The 15,622-nt window shown below is 62.3% G+C and carries 15 protein-coding genes; 9 read left to right on the top strand and 6 right to left on the bottom strand.

Features of this window, described 5'->3' with window-relative positions; all coding sequences use genetic code 11:
• Positions 1-282: 282 nt before the first annotated feature.
• On the bottom strand, positions 283-1,365 hold the full coding sequence (locus tag V8J81_RS04635) for an Mrp/NBP35 family ATP-binding protein (protein ID WP_368474577.1): 1,083 nt from the start codon (positions 1,363-1,365) through the stop codon (positions 283-285).
• 31 nt (positions 1,366-1,396) lie between these two features.
• Entirely contained in the window at positions 1,397-2,605 is a 1,209-nt protein-coding gene (locus V8J81_RS04630; protein WP_368474576.1) for an MFS transporter, read from the bottom strand.
• A 187-nt stretch (positions 2,606-2,792) separates the two neighbouring features.
• Here V8J81_RS04630 and V8J81_RS04625 point away from each other — a divergent pair, with 187 nt between their 5' ends.
• Positions 2,793-3,014 carry a DUF1127 domain-containing protein gene (locus V8J81_RS04625; protein WP_368474575.1) on the top strand — a complete coding sequence of 74 codons (222 nt, stop codon included), beginning with the start codon at positions 2,793-2,795 and terminating at the stop codon, positions 3,012-3,014.
• Positions 3,015-3,297: 283 nt separating this feature from the next.
• Here the strand turns inward: V8J81_RS04625 and V8J81_RS04620 are convergent, their stop codons facing one another.
• Complete coding sequence (locus tag V8J81_RS04620; protein WP_368474574.1) at positions 3,298-3,750, bottom strand: Lrp/AsnC family transcriptional regulator; 453 nt, start codon at positions 3,748-3,750, stop codon at positions 3,298-3,300.
• 72 nt (positions 3,751-3,822) lie between these two features.
• Here V8J81_RS04620 and V8J81_RS04615 point away from each other — a divergent pair, with 72 nt between their 5' ends.
• Positions 3,823-4,428, top strand: coding sequence for a LysE family translocator (locus tag V8J81_RS04615; RefSeq protein ID WP_368474573.1), 606 nt, complete (start codon positions 3,823-3,825; stop codon positions 4,426-4,428).
• Here the strand turns inward: V8J81_RS04615 and V8J81_RS04610 are convergent.
• Both V8J81_RS04610 and V8J81_RS04605 read right to left on the bottom strand, forming a co-directional pair.
• A complete protein-coding gene (locus V8J81_RS04610; RefSeq protein ID WP_368474572.1) occupies positions 4,425-4,991 on the bottom strand; it encodes a hypothetical protein in 567 nt (188 codons plus the stop codon). The genes V8J81_RS04615 and V8J81_RS04610 overlap by 4 nt on opposite strands.
• Before the next feature lie 94 nt (positions 4,992-5,085).
• Positions 5,086-7,533, bottom strand: a complete 2,448-nt coding sequence (locus tag V8J81_RS04605; RefSeq protein WP_368474571.1) for an ATP-dependent helicase — start codon at positions 7,531-7,533, stop codon at positions 5,086-5,088.
• Positions 7,534-7,731: 198 nt separating this feature from the next.
• Here V8J81_RS04605 and V8J81_RS04600 point away from each other — a divergent pair, with 198 nt between their 5' ends.
• Together V8J81_RS04600 and V8J81_RS04595 are read left to right on the top strand one after the other, a co-directional pair.
• Positions 7,732-8,880 carry an alpha-hydroxy acid oxidase gene (locus V8J81_RS04600; protein WP_368474570.1) on the top strand — a complete coding sequence of 383 codons (1,149 nt, stop codon included), beginning with the start codon at positions 7,732-7,734 and terminating at the stop codon, positions 8,878-8,880.
• 88 nt (positions 8,881-8,968) lie between these two features.
• Positions 8,969-9,346, top strand: coding sequence for a hypothetical protein (locus tag V8J81_RS04595; RefSeq protein WP_368474569.1), 378 nt, complete (start codon positions 8,969-8,971; stop codon positions 9,344-9,346).
• Here the strand turns inward: V8J81_RS04595 and V8J81_RS04590 are convergent.
• Positions 9,343-9,783, bottom strand: coding sequence for a BLUF domain-containing protein (locus V8J81_RS04590; protein WP_368474568.1), 441 nt, complete (start codon positions 9,781-9,783; stop codon positions 9,343-9,345). The genes V8J81_RS04595 and V8J81_RS04590 overlap by 4 nt on opposite strands.
• Positions 9,784-9,982: 199 nt before the next feature.
• Here V8J81_RS04590 and V8J81_RS04585 point away from each other — a divergent pair, with 199 nt between their 5' ends.
• The 5 genes from V8J81_RS04585 to V8J81_RS04565 are packed head-to-tail and all read left to right on the top strand — an operon-like array spanning position 9,983 to position 15,586.
• Positions 9,983-13,423 (top strand): pyruvate carboxylase, encoded by a 3,441-nt coding sequence (locus tag V8J81_RS04585; protein WP_368474567.1) that lies wholly within the window; start codon positions 9,983-9,985, stop codon positions 13,421-13,423.
• Between the two features lie 4 nt (positions 13,424-13,427).
• Positions 13,428-14,057: a LysE family translocator gene (locus V8J81_RS04580; RefSeq protein ID WP_368474566.1), complete on the top strand. Its 630-nt coding sequence runs from the start codon at positions 13,428-13,430 to the stop codon at positions 14,055-14,057.
• A 2-nt stretch (positions 14,058-14,059) separates the two neighbouring features.
• A complete protein-coding gene (locus tag V8J81_RS04575) occupies positions 14,060-14,578 on the top strand; it encodes a hypothetical protein (protein WP_368474565.1) in 519 nt (172 codons plus the stop codon).
• A 4-nt stretch (positions 14,579-14,582) separates the two neighbouring features.
• Positions 14,583-15,071, top strand: a complete 489-nt coding sequence (locus V8J81_RS04570) for a DUF2314 domain-containing protein (protein ID WP_368474564.1) — start codon at positions 14,583-14,585, stop codon at positions 15,069-15,071.
• On the top strand, positions 15,071-15,586 hold the full coding sequence (locus tag V8J81_RS04565; protein ID WP_368474563.1) for a DUF2314 domain-containing protein: 516 nt from the start codon (positions 15,071-15,073) through the stop codon (positions 15,584-15,586). Before V8J81_RS04570 ends, V8J81_RS04565 begins: the two co-directional genes overlap by 1 nt.
• Positions 15,587-15,622: the final 36 nt, after the last annotated feature.

The raw sequence follows: 15,622 nt of genomic DNA, 5'->3' as shown, positions 1-15,622 counted from the left end.
TCTCATGGGACACTCTCCCAATCAACACCTTTTTACTCCACTTTGCCCCAATCTATTGATTTTGACCCCACTCCAGCACTGCATCTTGTGTCGAGCGCACACCTCTAGACGCCCCATATTGTGTCCAAATGGAGGACAATCCCACGATATGGGGCCCACGGGCGGTGACGGAAGAAAGTGGAGGAATGTGGAAGTTTTTTCCCAGAAAATCCCGGGGCCATTCAAATGGTCCCGGTTTGTTCTGGTTTCAGGTGATTCGTTTCACCTGTGGGTGACCCGGTGTCAGGCCATCCCACCGTCAATGAAGCGCCGCGCGAGGGCGGCATAGGCCTCCGCCATCGGGCTATCACCCGACGCAATCGGCACACCGGCATCGCCCGCCACGCGGGTCTCCAGATCAATCGGCAACGTGCCGAGGAAGGGCAACCCGGCCTCAGCCGCCGCACTCATCACCCCACCCTGCCCGAAGATATGCGCTTCATGCCCGCAATTGGGGCAATGGAACGCGCCCATATTCTCGATCAGGCCCAGAATGGGCGTCTTGAGCGTGTTGAACATGTCGAGCGCCTTCTTCGCGTCCAAAAGCGCCACATCCTGCGGGGTCGATACGATGATGGCCCCTGTCACGTCTGACTTCTGGCACAGCGTCATCGCGACATCACCGGTACCGGGCGGCAGGTCGACCAACAGGACATCCAACTCGCCCCATTCCACCTGCGTCAGCATCTGTTGCAATGCGCCCATCAACATCGGGCCCCGCCACACCACGGCCTTCTCTTCGGGCAGCATGAAGCCGATGGACATCAGCGTCACGCCATGCCCCTGCAACGGAATGATCGTTTTGCCATCGGGCGAGGCCGGGCGCTTGTTTACACCCATCATGCGCGGCACGCTCGGCCCGTAGATATCCGCGTCCAGCAGCCCGACCTTGCGCCCCTGCCGCGCCAAAGCCACCGCCAGGTTCGTGGAGACCGTGGATTTGCCAACTCCGCCCTTGCCCGAGCCGATCCCGATGATCCGCTTTACACCGGATGGCTTCATCGGCCCTTCCTGCGGTTTCATATGCCCGCCCACCTTCAGGCTTGGCGGGGGCGTGCTTGGTTCCGCGGCCTTGGCCGGTGCTGGCGCTGTCAGGGCAACCATCGCACTCTCAACGCCATCCATCCGCTCCACCAGCGCCTGGGCTGCATCGCGCACCGGGCCCATGGCCTGCGCGGCCTCTGGCGTGGCGGCCTCGATGATGAAACTGACCTTTGCCCCCTGCACCTGCACGGCACGCACCATATCGCGGCTGACAAGGTCACCACCATCGGGCAGGGCCACTGCGCGCAAGGCATCAAGGATCGTTTCGCGGGTCTGGGACATGTCAGGGGACTCCGGGCAGAGGCGTTTCCCTTCACATAGGGTGATTTGCCCGGGCGCGCACCCCCACGGCGACGGCCCCCATTGCCGCAGCCCCCAAGGCCCCTGCGACGGCCAGCGCGTTGCCCACATCCGTGGCGTCGGCCAACGCGCCGATCCCGAGTGAGCCGATAGCTACCGTGCCGAAGCCCACGACAACCCAAAGGCTCATCACACGGCCCCTCAACCCGTCGGGCAAGTCCGTTTGAATGGCGGATTGCAGGCTGACCCCGCACCACGTCGCGCAGAACCCAGTCAGCGCGGTCGCCGCCAAGGCCAAGGGCCAGCTCGGCGCCAGCCCCATGGCGATCACCGCCCCCTGCCCGGCCATCGCGGCCGCCCACACCGCCAACGGAATACGCGCGCCAACGGCCCCTACGCCTGCCGCCTTCATCACAGCCGAGGCCAACGCCCCCGCCCCCGCCGCGCCTGTCAGAAAGCCAAGGCCCGCCGCCCCACGCCCGAACCCGCCATCGGCCAGCACGGGCAAAACCTCCAAAGCGCCGCGTGCGACCGTGGCAAAGACCAACGTGATCAACAAAGCCTGCCGGATGAGCGGAGTCCTGACGGCATAGCCAATCCCGTCGCGCAGATCCGTCAGGAACGGCGACGGCGCGCGCGGCTGCAATGCCCTTGGCCGCAGAACAGGAAGAACCGCCAACATCGGCAGATAACAGACCGCTGCAATCCAAAGGGCCGTTCCCCCGCCCGCCGTGGCGATGATCCAACCGGCGAACACCGGCGCGACCAGACGCGCGATGTTGAAGTTCAACGCGGTGGCCGAGACGACATGTTGCACCATCTCGGCCTCAACAAGGCGTGGCCCCAGGGACATACGGATCGGATGGTGCGCGGCAGAGATGATCCCAATCGCCAAGGCCGCCGCCCCAAGGCCCACCGGGCCCACCTGCCCTGCAATCATCGCCAGCACCGCCAACACCAGCGCCATCAAACCGTTGGTCACGAGTGCTGCACGCTTGATTTCGACCCGGTCCGCAAGCACTCCGAAGAATGGCCCCGCAAACAACGTGGGAAGCAGGCTCAGCGCCGCGACCAATCCAACCACCCTGGCCGAGCCCGTGCGCTCCCAAGCCAGCCAGCCCAACGTGACACGCTGGATCCAGATCGCCTGAACGGCAAAGAAAACACCGCCGAAGAACAATCGAAACTGCCGGTCTGCGAAGGCTCCGCCTGCAATTACCATGCTGTTAACCATACGTAATGTAACAGAAATGTGTCATGCGCCTGCTGCATAGCAGCATTTCCGCATCGGTTATTGTGCAATCGCAGCATTGGCCTAAATTCAATCGGGACAGGGCAACGACCCAATCACCAACGCGGTCCAAGGACAAGGGGTCCGGACCGCAGTAGACCGATGAGAGAGTAGTAAAATGGCATATGTAACGAGCAACCGCGCAGCATCTGAATCGCTGGCCGCCCGCTTTGCAGCCCTCCGCACCGATGCGGTTGAGGCCTATCGCAACTGGCGCGTGTACCGCAACACGCTCAACGAACTGAATGAGCTTTCGGCACGCGAAATGGCTGACCTGGGCATCAACCCTTCGATGGTCCGTCGCATCGCGCTGGAAGCCGCCTACGGCAAGAACGCCTGAGGCACTCACAGAATACCATGCGCCGCTCCTCCCTTGGTGCATGGAATGGCGGGCAGCCCTCTCCTCCCTTGGGCATGTCCGCACCAACAAAAGGCTCGGCAACGGGTCTTGAAGATCGGTCCCTCTCCTCCCAAATCGGGACCGTGACGACCGGCAAAGCTCCTCCTCCTCCCTTTGGAGCGATGCCATAGGCGCCTTCCTCTCCTCCCTTGGAAGGGGCCAAGATATGCGGCGATGATCCTCTCCTCCCTTGGATCATCGCCGTTTTTTTATGCCCTGAGCTTTATGCCCGAGTGTCTTTTGGCGACCCCATCACCACAAAAGTCGTGATCGTCGCCACCTGCGGCAGCGCCCCCAACACATCGGTATGAAATTGCTTGTAGGTGGGCAGGTCGGCCACCTCGACCCGCAGCAGATATTCGACCGTGCCGGTAATGTTGTGACACTCCCGCACCTCGTCAGAGCGGGCAATCGCGGCCTCGAACGCGGCCTGTGACGCCTTGGTGTGCGTCCCCAAACCTACTGTAATGTAAGCGATAAAACCGATCCCCAGCTTGGATTGGTCCAGCACGGCGCGATAACCGCTGATCACGCCCGCCGCCTCAAGCGCCTGTACCCGGCGCAAGGTGGCCGATGGTGAAAGCGCCACGCGCTCCGCCAGATCGAGATTCGAGATCCGGCCGTCGCGCGCAAGCTCTCGCAATATCTGGTGGTCTTTTTCATCAATCTTCGCCATTTGTTGCAAACTATACCGCAAGGTCGACAACTTCGCAATTTCATTGCCCCCACACGCACCTAATGTTGCGCCATGTCATACGAACTTCTCTACGGCCTCGTCCTGTTTGCCTTCGCCTCCTCCATCACACCGGGGCCCAACAACATCATGTTGATGGCCTCGGGCGTGAATTTCGGCCTGTCCCGCACGCTGCCGCATATGTTGGGCGTCTCGATGGGCCACGCGGCCATGACCCTGATCCTCGGCCTTGGGTTAGTGCAGGTGTTTGAGGTCATCCCGTGGTTGCGCACTGCCCTTACCGTCATCTCCGTCGCCTATCTGCTTTGGCTGGCGTGGAAAGTCGCCAACGCCGCCCCGCCCAAAGACGCCGATCACGACGCCAAGCCGCTTACCTTTCTGCAAGCGGCGGGTTTTCAATGGGTGAACCCGAAGGCGATCTACATGTCGATCTATGCGCAGACGACTTATGCGCCCGACGATGGTGGATGGATCGGTGCCGTACTGGTGGCTTTGGTCTTCGGATTGGTGAACCTGCCCTCCGTCTTCACGTGGGCATGGGGCGGCACGCAAATCCGCCGCTGGCTGGACGGCCCGGGCCGTCTGCAAGCATTCAACTGGACAATGGCCGCCCTGTTGGTCCTGTCGCTCTACCCGATGCTGCTGCCGTCCGAAGGTTAACCAGACGGCGCAATCGCCACACCGCTGGAAAACAGCGGGATCAGCGCAATTGGATCAAGAGCTTCATCAACCACACCGTCGCGGAACACGTGCTGGAACAGAGCATCCGGCCCGGCATCATCAACCGTGTAGCGGAAGCAGAATTCACGCGGCGAAGCTTCGCGCAGGCGTTCGATCCGCTCTGGCAAAACCTCATCATCCAAGGCCGTCAGCCCCGACAGATCGAAGGCAAACCGATAGCCCTCGGCCTCCCAAGCCGCCTCAAGCCCCTGATCTTCATAGGGAATGCACAAGGCGTTATCGACCCAGTTCAAGCGATAGCGCTGCACCTCCAGCGGCTCTTCCCACACCGCGGACGCCGTATGCAGGATCACATGATCCTCGCCGAATTCCGAATACACCTCTGCCCAGGCACAGGAGAACCGGTCGCTCGGATGATAGCAGAACGCGAAATCCTGCATCACGGCCTCAACCTCCGCCCGGCTCAGAAACTCCTGCGCGGCGGCAGGTGTAGCGCATAGGCCAATGGCCAAGAGGGAGGGGGCAATGAAGCGGGCCGGCATGACGTCATCCTTTTTCGCGAAGGGGCGGTTCCGCGAAAACCTAAGGGTTGAGGGCAAAATGTCGATAGCGGGTTATCCCGCAGTCAGACGCACCTCAAAACGGTACGTCCCCACCGCCTTCGCTGCCAGCGGCCACAAGGAACCGGCCCACGACGTGCTTGGAGCCCGCCTTGTCAAACTCGATCCCCAGCTTGTCGCCCTCCACACTCATCACTTCGCCATAGCCAAATTTCTGGTGAAACACCCGGTCGCCGATGGTGAACGCGCTGACCGCATCCGCGTCAATCGTCATGTTCTTGGCCTCAGACGGCTGCCGCATCGGGCGTTGCCCTTGATTGGCCTGCAAACGCCGCCAGCCCGGGGAGTTATAGACATCCGCCTTTGAGGCCCGGTCATGCAGGTTGCTGCCCGCCATCGTCTGTTCAATCGGCGACGCACTGGCCGAAACCGACCCCTGATGCCCGTAAAGCCCCGGCGGCGTCAGAACCTCCACATGCTCTTCCGGCAATTCGTCGATGAAGCGCGAGGGCAACTGGCTCTGCCATTGCCCATAGACCCGCCGGTTGCCCGCGAAACTGATCGTGCAGACCTCTTCCGCGCGCGTAATCCCCACGTAAGCCAACCGCCGCTCTTCTTCGAGGCCGGTCAACCCGCTCTCATCCATGCTCCGCTGGCTGGGGAATAGCCCGTCTTCCCAGCCCGGCAGGAACACCGCTGGAAACTCCAGACCCTTGGCTGCGTGCAGCGTCATGATCGTGACCTTCGGCTCCCGATCGTCGGATTCGTTGTCCATGATCAGGCTGACATGCTCCAGAAACCCTTGCAGGTTATCAAACGATTCCAGCGCCTTGACCAATTCCTTGAGGTTTTCCAACCGCCCCGGCGCTTCCGGCGTCTTGTCGTTCTGCCAATGGGCAGTGTAGCCGCTCTCGTCGAGGATGATCTCGGCCAGCTCGATATGGCTGACCCCGCTTGGGGCATTCTCTTCCTGAATCAGATCGTCGGCAGGCCCCACCTGCCGCAAAGGCCCGGTCAGCATTTGCCGCCAGCGCCCGATCCCCTCGACCAACTCGCCCAAGGCCTTGCCACCCTTGCCGCCAATCGCCTTTGTCTCAACACACAGCCGCGCGCCCTCCAGCAGGCTCACCCCGTTGGAGCGTGCCATCTTCTGAATGGTCTGCTGCGCCTTGTCGCCCAACCCCCGCTTGGGCGTGTTCACAATCCGCTCGAACGCCAGATCATCATCAGGGCTCACGACCACGCGGAAATAGGCCATCGCATCGCGGATCTCCATCCGCTCATAAAAACGCGGCCCACCGATCACACGGTAGGGCAAGCCGATGGTCAGGAAGCGATCCTCAAACGCCCGCATCTGATGCGAGGCGCGAACGAGAATGGCTATCGAGTTCGGCCCAATCGGGTCCATCCCCCGCGTGCCCTGCCCCATCGCCTCGATCTCTTCGCCCACCCAGCGGGCTTCTTCATCACCGTCCCAATGACCGATCAGACGAACCTTTTCGCCGTCCTCGCCATCGGTCCAAAGCGTCTTGCCGAGACGCCCCTTATTGCCTTCGATCACACCCGAAGCCGCCGCCAGAATATGCCCCGTCGAGCGGTAATTCTGCTCCAGCCGCACGACCTTGGCACCCGGAAAATCCTTCTCGAACCGCAGGATGTTGCCCACCTCGGCCCCGCGCCAGCCGTAGATTGACTGGTCATCATCGCCGACACAGCAGATGTTCTGATGCCCTGCCGCCAGAAGGCGCAGCCACAAATACTGCGCGACGTTGGTATCCTGATACTCGTCCACCAGAATGTAGCGGAACCAGCGCTGATATTGCTGAAGCAGATCTTCGTTCTCCTGGAAAATCCGGATCATGTGCAACAGCAGATCGCCGAAATCGCAGGCATTCAACTCGCGTAGGCGGGTCTGGTATTGCTCATAGAGCTCCACGCCCCGGTGGTTGAACGCGCCATGATCCGCCGCCGGCACCTTTTCGGGTAGCAGCGCGCGGTTTTTCCAACCGTCGATGATGCTGCCCAAAGCGCGCGCCGGCCAGCGCTTCTCGTCAATCTCGGCGGCAATGATGAGTTGTTTCAGCAGTCGGTTCTGATCATCGGTGTCGAGGATCGTGAAGTTCGATTTCAGATCCACCAATTCCGCATGCCGACGTAGTAACTTCACACAGATCGCGTGAAACGTGCCCAGCCAAGGCATCCCTTCCGCCGGTTGACCCAACAGCTGCCCCACACGGTTCTTCATCTCGCGCGCGGCTTTGTTGGTGAATGTCACCGCCAGAATATCATTTGGGCGCGCGTTGCCGGTGCTCAACAGATGCGCGATCCGCGCCGTCAGGGCACGGGTCTTACCTGTACCGGCGCCAGCCAGCATCAAAACCGGACCGTCGAGTTGCTCGACAGCCTCCCGCTGCGCGGGGTTCAGCCCATCCATATAAGGCATCGGGCGCGCGGCCATGGCGCGGGCGGCAAGCGAGGCGCCAGCGGCGGCCTCGAACGCGTCGGAATCGTCAAAACTGCTCATGGGCGGAAGGATAAAGCGGGCGGACATGATTTTAAAGGTTTGTTCGCAGATTGTTCTGTCCGCGTCCAGGGCCGATGCCCGGTGCGAGGGGGCCAGCCCCCTCACGCTCCCCTGGCATTTTCGGGGAACAAAGAGGGCGCGCGCGCAATTTGAGACAAATTCGATTGAGTTGCAGGGGTTTGGCGGTATTCAGACGGGATGGATCTGCACAGCCGATACCCCGCGCTCAGCGACCTTAAGGCGCGCGGGCGCCGTCGCATCCCGCATTTCGTGTGGGAATATCTGGATTCTGCAACGGGTGCTGAGGCCACGGCGCGGCGCAATCGGACCGCATTGGATGCGATCCTGCTGCAGCCCGCAGCGCTTCTGGGGGAGGTAGCGCCCTCACTTTCTACGCGTTTTCTGGGCCGCGATTACCCCGTTCCCTTTGGTATAGCACCTGTTGGCATGTCCGGCCTGATATGGCCGGAGGCCGAGCTACTTTTGGCCCGCCATGCCGCGCGCGCTGGCATCCCCTATGGTCTGTCCACGGTTGCGACGGTTGTGCCGGAAACCATTGGCCCCAAGGTCGCCGATCAGGGTTGGTTCCAAATGTATCCCCCGAAAGCGCCCGAGATCCGCGATGATATGCTGAGCCGCGCCAAGGCAGCCGGGTTTCATACGCTTGTGCTCACTGTGGATGTCCCTGCCGCCTCACGCCGCGAACGGCAAACACGCGGCGGACTGGTGCAACCGCCCCGCCTAACGCCGCGTCTGCTGGCGCAAGTGGCGCTATGCCCGGCCTGGGCCCTTGGCATTCAGGCCAGCGGCATGCCGCGCATGCGCCTGATGGACAGTTATGCCGAAGACCTGCTGGAAAAGGGCCCCCTGCCCTCAACCGCACATGTCGGCTACCTTCTGCGGGCGGCGCCGGACTGGGACTATGTCGCCGCATTACGCGACCGGTGGGATGGTGCGTTCATCCTGAAAGGCGTGACAGAGCCGGAGGTTGCCAAACGGGCAGAGGCCGAGGGCATCGATGCGATCTGGGTGTCCAACCATGCAGGCCGCCAATTTGATGGCGCTCCCGGCGCGGCCGATGCTCTGCCAGAGATGCGATCGGCCACCACACTCCCCCTGATCTTCGACTCTGGCATTGAAGGCGGGCTCGACGTGATCCGGGCCATCGCACTAGGCGCGGATTTCGTGATGATGGGCCGCGCCTGGCACTATGCGCTTGGCGCGCTGGGGCGCGAAGGGCCTGCCCATTGGCATGATATTCTGGTTAAGGACATGGAAAGCAACATGGCGCAGATCGGGGCCCGCAGCCTCGCTGATTTGCAGGACCGGTTGGTTACGGAGCGCTGATTGGAAAACAGCAGAGTGCGCCAGGATCCGTTAACCAATGTCTTAACGAAGGGTTAACATCCTAACAGAATGTTCCTATATCGTTCTCATGACCGAGGCCGATGCCATTCTGATCCTATGCGCCCTATTGGGGGGCGAACCCGAACAGCGGGTCCCCTACGATCTGCATGCCATCTCCTCCCACGTTAGGGTGGATTGCATAACGGATACGCATGCCATCGAGGTTGGCTTGGATCAGACCCGTGGCGCCTATGACAGCGTCCATCAAGCGACCTTCAATGCAATTGAGGCCGGGTTAGAGCCGATGGTGGTCTTGGTCGATACAGACGGAATCGAGAGCCAGTACGAATACCAGATCGAAACCGTCAGCCGCCATCACGGCGTGGCATATCACGTGTTTGACGAAAACTACCTGATCCGCTGGCAAATGACGCAACCTTTCCGATTGCGCGCGGCACGCCCCTAACCGGTTGCTCGGCTGGGAAGCTTCTGCAAACTGGACAAGAAAAGCCGCACGTGATCGCGGACGCTGGCATCCCGCCCCCGATACTGGCTGTCCGGCGACAGCAGATCCCTGATTGAAAAGGCAGCAAGTGGCGGCCTTTCAAGCCCCTCTGGCATGGCGTAACCCATCCGCCAGCTCTGAAACGCGCGCCGCTCAACCGGGCCATGTTCCAGCAATTCCAGCTGCGTATGCCGCGCGTCTTTCGTGATAGCCTGCATCACGGACAACAGCGCGGTATCTTCCCCTTCCAATACCTGAAAGAAGCGCCCTTCGTGGAACACAAGAATGCCCGTCAGCTCAAGCCCGGCATTGTTGCGTCGGCATGTTGCGCTCAACGCCTCGATGCCTTGCGCTGAAAAGTACCGCGTGGCGCGGCTTCGGTAGATGACGCGATGCATGCGCAAAGCTCCTCGCCTTTGTGGCTATCGGTGTGAAGTAACGTCAAATCGTTAGAAATTCGTTTCACGCTGTGCTGTTGCGAACGCTAACAGCACCGTCTCGCTTGCCCTCGGGTCACACGCCCCTTACAGATTTGCTGCAACTGCGAAGGGGCACACCGACCGCCCTATCGCTTCGCTACTTGAGGGACGTGCACCCATGGCTGAATTCCAGAAAATCCTCGTTGCAAACCGCGGTGAAATCGCGATCCGCGTGATGCGCGCCGCCAATGAATTGGGCAAACGCACCGTCGCTGTCTACGCGGAGGAAGACAAACTCAGCCTGCATCGCTTCAAGGCCGACGAAGCCTACAAGATCGGCGAGGGCCTCGGCCCGGTCGCGGCCTACCTCTCCATCGAGGAAATCATCCGCGTCGCCAAGCAATGCGGCGCAGATGCCATCCATCCGGGCTATGGTCTGCTGTCTGAGAACCCCGATTTCGTCGATGCCTGCTTTGAAAACGGCATCACTTTCATCGGCCCAAAGGCCGAGACGATGCGCGCCTTGGGCGACAAGGCCTCAGCCCGCCGTGTGGCGATTGAGGCGGGCGTGCCGGTCATCCCGGCGACCGAAGTGCTTGGCGACGATATGGCCGCGATCAAGAAGGAAGCGGCTGAGATCGGTTATCCCTTGATGCTCAAAGCCTCCTGGGGCGGCGGCGGGCGCGGGATGCGGCCCATCGCCAGCGAGGACGAGCTTGAGGAAAAGGTGCTGGAGGGCCGCCGCGAGGCTGAAGCCGCCTTTGGCAACGGCGAGGGCTATCTCGAAAAGATGATCCTCCGCGCCCGCCATGTGGAGGTTCAAATCCTCGGCGACAGCCACGGCAATATCTACCACCTTTATGAACGCGACTGCTCGGTCCAGCGCCGCAACCAGAAGGTCGTGGAACGCGCGCCCGCCCCCTACCTCACGGACATGCAACGCAACGAGATCTGCCTCTTGGGCAAGAAGATCTGCGAACATGTGAACTACGAATGCGCGGGCACCGTCGAATTCCTGATGGATATGGACACGGGCAATTTCTACTTCATCGAAGTGAACCCCCGCGTACAGGTCGAACACACCGTGACCGAGGAAGTCACCGGCATCGACATCGTCCGCGCGCAGATCCTCATTGCCGAGGGCAAGATGCTCGCGGGCGCCACCGGCGTCGCCTCGCAATACGACGTGAAACTCGACGGCCACGCGATCCAGTGCCGTGTGACGACCGAGGACCCCGCCAACAATTTCATCCCCGACTATGGCCGCATCACCGCCTATCGCGGCGCCACGGGCATGGGCATCCGGCTTGATGGCGGCACCGCTTATTCCGGCGCGGTCATCACGCGCTATTACGACAGCCTGCTGGAAAAGGTCACCGCTTGGGCCCCCACCCCCGACGCTGCCATCGCGCGCATGGACCGCGCCTTGCGCGAATTCCGTATCCGCGGCGTGTCGACCAATATCGCCTTCGTGGAAAACCTCCTGAAGCACCCGACGTTCCTGAATTACCAGTACCACACCAAGTTCATCGACGAGACGCCGGAGCTTTTCGATTTCCGCCCCCGCCGTGACCGGGCCACCAAGATCCTGCGCTACGTCGCCGACATCACCGTCAACGGCCACCCCGAAACCCAAGGCCGCCCGATGCCGCCCGCCGACATCAAGCCCGCCCGCGCGCCACAGGTCTCCTACGACGCACCGCCCCCCGGCACGCGCAACCTGCTGGACGAAAAAGGCCCCGAGGCTGTCGCCAAGTGGATGAAGGCGCAGAAACAACTGCTCATCACCGACACCACCATGCGCGACGGGCACCAAAGCCTCCTCGCGACCCGCATGCGGTCCCTCGACATGATCAAGGTCGCGCCCGCCTACGCTGAAAACCTGAGCCAGCTTTTCTCCGTCGAATGCTGGGGCGGGGCCACCTTCGACGTGGCCTACCGCTTCCTGCAGGAATGCCCCTGGCAGCGCCTGCGCGACATCCGCGCGAAGATGCCCAACATCATGACGCAGATGCTTCTGCGCGCCTCGAACGGCGTGGGCTACACGAACTACCCCGACAACGTCGTCCAAGGCTTCGCCAAACAGGCGGCCGAAAGCGGCGTCGACGTCTTCCGCATCTTCGACAGCCTCAACTGGGTCGAAAACATGCGCGTCGCCATGGATGCCGTGGGCGAGACCGGCAAGATCGTCGAAGGCACGATCTGCTACACCGGCAACATCCTCGACCCCGACCGCGCCAAGTATGACGTGAAATATTACGTCGACATGGCGAAGGAGCTGGAAAAGGCAGGCGCCCACGTCCTCGGCCTGAAAGACATGGCAGGCCTCCTGCGCCCCGCCGCGGCGGAGGTCCTGATCCCCGCCCTCAAAGATGCCGTGGACCTGCCGATCCACTTCCACACCCACGACACCGCTGGCTCCGCCTGCGGCACCATCCTGCGCGCGTCCGAGGCCGGCGTGGACGCCGTCGATTGCGCGATGGACGCGCTCTCGGGCAACACGTCTCAGGCTACCCTCGGCACCATCGTTGAATCCCTCCGCTTCACCGAGCGTGACACCGGCCTCGACATCGGCGCGATCCGCCAGATCTCGGACTATTGGGAAGCAGTCCGCTTCCACTACGCGGCGTTTGAATCCGGCATGCAGGCCCCTGCCTCAGAGGTCTACCTGCACGAAATGCCCGGCGGCCAGTTCACCAACCTCAAGGCGCAGGCCCGCTCCATGGGGCTGGAGGAACGCTGGCACGAAGTGGCGCAGATGTACGCCGACGTGAACCAGATGTTCGGCGATATCGTGAAGGTCACGCCATCGTCCAAGGTCGTGGGCGACATGGCCCTGATGATGGTCTCCCAAGGCCTCGACCGCGCACAGGTCGAAGACCCGAACACCGAAGTCTCCTTCCCTGACTCCGTCATCGGGATGCTCAAGGGTGATCTGGGTCAGCCCCCCAACGGCTTCCCCAAGGCCATCGTCAAGAAGGCGCTGAAGGGCGAGAAGCCCAACCTCGAGCGCCCCGGCAAGCACCTCGACCCCGTGGATATCGAGGCCACGCGCAAGGACCTCGCCGCGCAGCTTGGCGTCGACATCGACGACGAAGACCTCAACGGATACCTGATGTATCCTAAGGTCTTCACCGACTACGCCACCCGCCACGCCGAATACGGCCCCGTCCGCACCCTGCCCACCAAGACCTTCTTCTACGGCATGGACCAGGGCGAAGAAATCGAGGCCGAGATCGACCCCGGCGTCACCCTCGTCATCCGCCTCGTCGCTGTGGGCGAGACCAACGACGAAGGCGAGGTCCGCGTGTTCTTCGAGCTCAACGGCCAACCCCGCACCGTCCGCGTCCCCAACCGCATCGCAGGCGGCGGCAAGGCCGCGCGGCCAAAGGCCGAGGCCGGAAACGCCAACCATATCGGCGCACCGATGCCGGGCGTGGTGGCCAGCGTCGGCGTCCAAGCGGGCCAAAAGGTCGCCGCAGGCACGCTGCTGCTGACCATCGAAGCGATGAAGATGGAGACGGGTCTGCACGCCGAAAAGGACGCCGTGATCAAGGCGGTTCACGTCACCCCGGGTGGCCAGATCGACGCGAAGGATCTACTGGTGGAGCTGGAGTAACCCCATGGAAACGCAAACCTACCTCGCTTTCCTCGCCCTCGTGGCCGTCGTGCTGGTCACGCCCGGCCCCTCCGTCACGCTCAGCCTTGTCCACGGCGCGAAATACGGCGCGGGCCGCGCGGGGCTGACCGCACTAGGCGACATCTCGGCCAACATGATCCAGATGATCGCCGCCGTTGCAGGCCTCGGCCTGATCCTGTCGCAATCGGCGATCCTGTTCTCAATCATCAAGGTCGCAGGCGTAGCCTATTTGGCCTGGCTCGGCTTTTCCATGATCCGCCGCTCTTTCAACGGCACCGCGCCCAGCCATGACCTGCCCGCTACACGCGGCCTGACTCCGTTCGGCCAACTCCGTCAAGGCTTCGTAGTGGCCGGGACCTCGCCCAAGGCAATCTTGTTCTACGGTGCGCTCTTTCCGCAGTTCATCGACCCGACGATGGACGTGCTGCCGCAATTCCTCCTGCTCGCCGCAACATGCGCGTTTCTCGATTTCTGCATCATATGGGCCTATGGCGCACTCGCCGCCCTCGGGGCTGAGCGGATGCAGGGCGACACCGCCAGCCGCTGGGTCGACCGCCTCGGCGGCACCGCCATGCTTGCCGCCGCTGGTCACATCGCGAGGTTGGAGCGCTAGGGGTGCGTCTCGCCCTCCTCCTCGGATCTGCGCTGTTCGCCGCGCAGGCCCTCCTCGCAGCAGCACCGCTCTCGGCACAGCCCCGTTGCCAATCTTCCCCACCCGCCATCTCCCTCTACGACCCCGGCCCGGCCCGCGAGACCTTCCCTGCCGTCGTCCGCAACGCCTTCACCGACGGCACCGCCCCCGAGCACCTCACCCTCTCCGTCCATCTCCCCGGAACCCTCACCCCCGACTGCCCCAACGGCTCCATCGAGCCGATGCGTGGCATCCGCGACCTCGGCGACGGGCGTTACGAAGGCACCGTCGTCCACAACTCCCTCTCCCACCACTCCCACCTCTTCGGGGAAACCTACTCCTTCACCACCGACCAAATCTGGGATTGGCAACTTGTCACCCCGCAGACCGAAGGCCGCTTCTACGGCGCATTCCAAAGCCGACGCTTCGCAGAAACCGCCCCCGATGGCGGCGGCGTTATGATATCCTTGATGCCAGACCCCATCCCGGCTGACTGGAACTGACCCCATGCGCGCGCTGCTTCTTGCCCTTCTCCTGTTCAACGCGACCGTGCAGGCCCACTCGCAAGCGGCTGAACTTCTGCCCGGCGAAACCCCCATAGACATGATCTACCGTCTGCTGGACGCCACTCTTCCAACCTTCATGGATCAAGCCTTCGACACGGACGGCACCGGCCACCCGAACGCGCAGCTTTTGTTTGCCGTCCGCTCCCCACCCAATTCCCCCAACGCCGAATTCCTCTGGGTGAACCAGATCAGCCGCGACGCCGATGGCCAATTCCGCGGCCTCCTCATTACCGGCTCCGCCACCAACCCCAACCTGCCCGCAGGCACGCCCATCACGGTCAGCGAGGTGGCCCTAGCCGATTGGGGCTTTGTCGCGCCCGATGGCCGCCATTGGGGCTACATAAGCGCCCGCGCGCAGGCGATTGCCCAAGATAATCCCGAATTCCTCGCCACCCTGATGCCCGACATCCTGCCACCGGATTGGAAATAATGCCGCTTCTCCGCCTCGCCCTTGCGCTCCTCCTCCTCGCCAGCCCCGCAACTGCCCAAAAGGTCGATCCTCCCGTTGCCGCCCCAGACGGCCTCGAATTCTTCGAAGGAACCGATCCGACCATGAACGCCGCGATCTTGGAGGCGCAGCGCTCCCTGCCCGGCTTTCTGACCGAAGTCCTCGATGAAAACGGCATCGCGCAGACCGGCTCCCTCAAGGTCGCCTTCCAGACCTTCCCCGAAGACCTCGGTAACGAGATCATCTGGGTCGGCAATTTCCGCCAATTGCCCGATGGCAGTTTTGAAGGCTTCCTAAACAACCAGCCCTTCAACCTCGGCAATTGGAGCCAAGGCGACCGTGTTACCTTCCCGCGCGGGGCGATCCGCGATTGGTCCCTGCCCGCGCCCGAAGGCCTCTACGGCAATTTCACCACCCGTGTGATCGCGGCCCAGCCCGGCAACGAATACCTGTGGCAAAGCCTCACATCCAACCCGATACCGGCCAACTGGCCGTAAAGACGGTCATATTTCCGCCCAACTCTCCCTGTTTAC

This window comes from Gymnodinialimonas sp. 202GB13-11 (genome assembly GCF_040932485.1).
Lineage (GTDB): Bacteria > Pseudomonadota > Alphaproteobacteria > Rhodobacterales > Rhodobacteraceae > Gymnodinialimonas > Gymnodinialimonas hymeniacidonis.
This window is presented reverse-complemented; position numbering and strand designations above follow the sequence as displayed.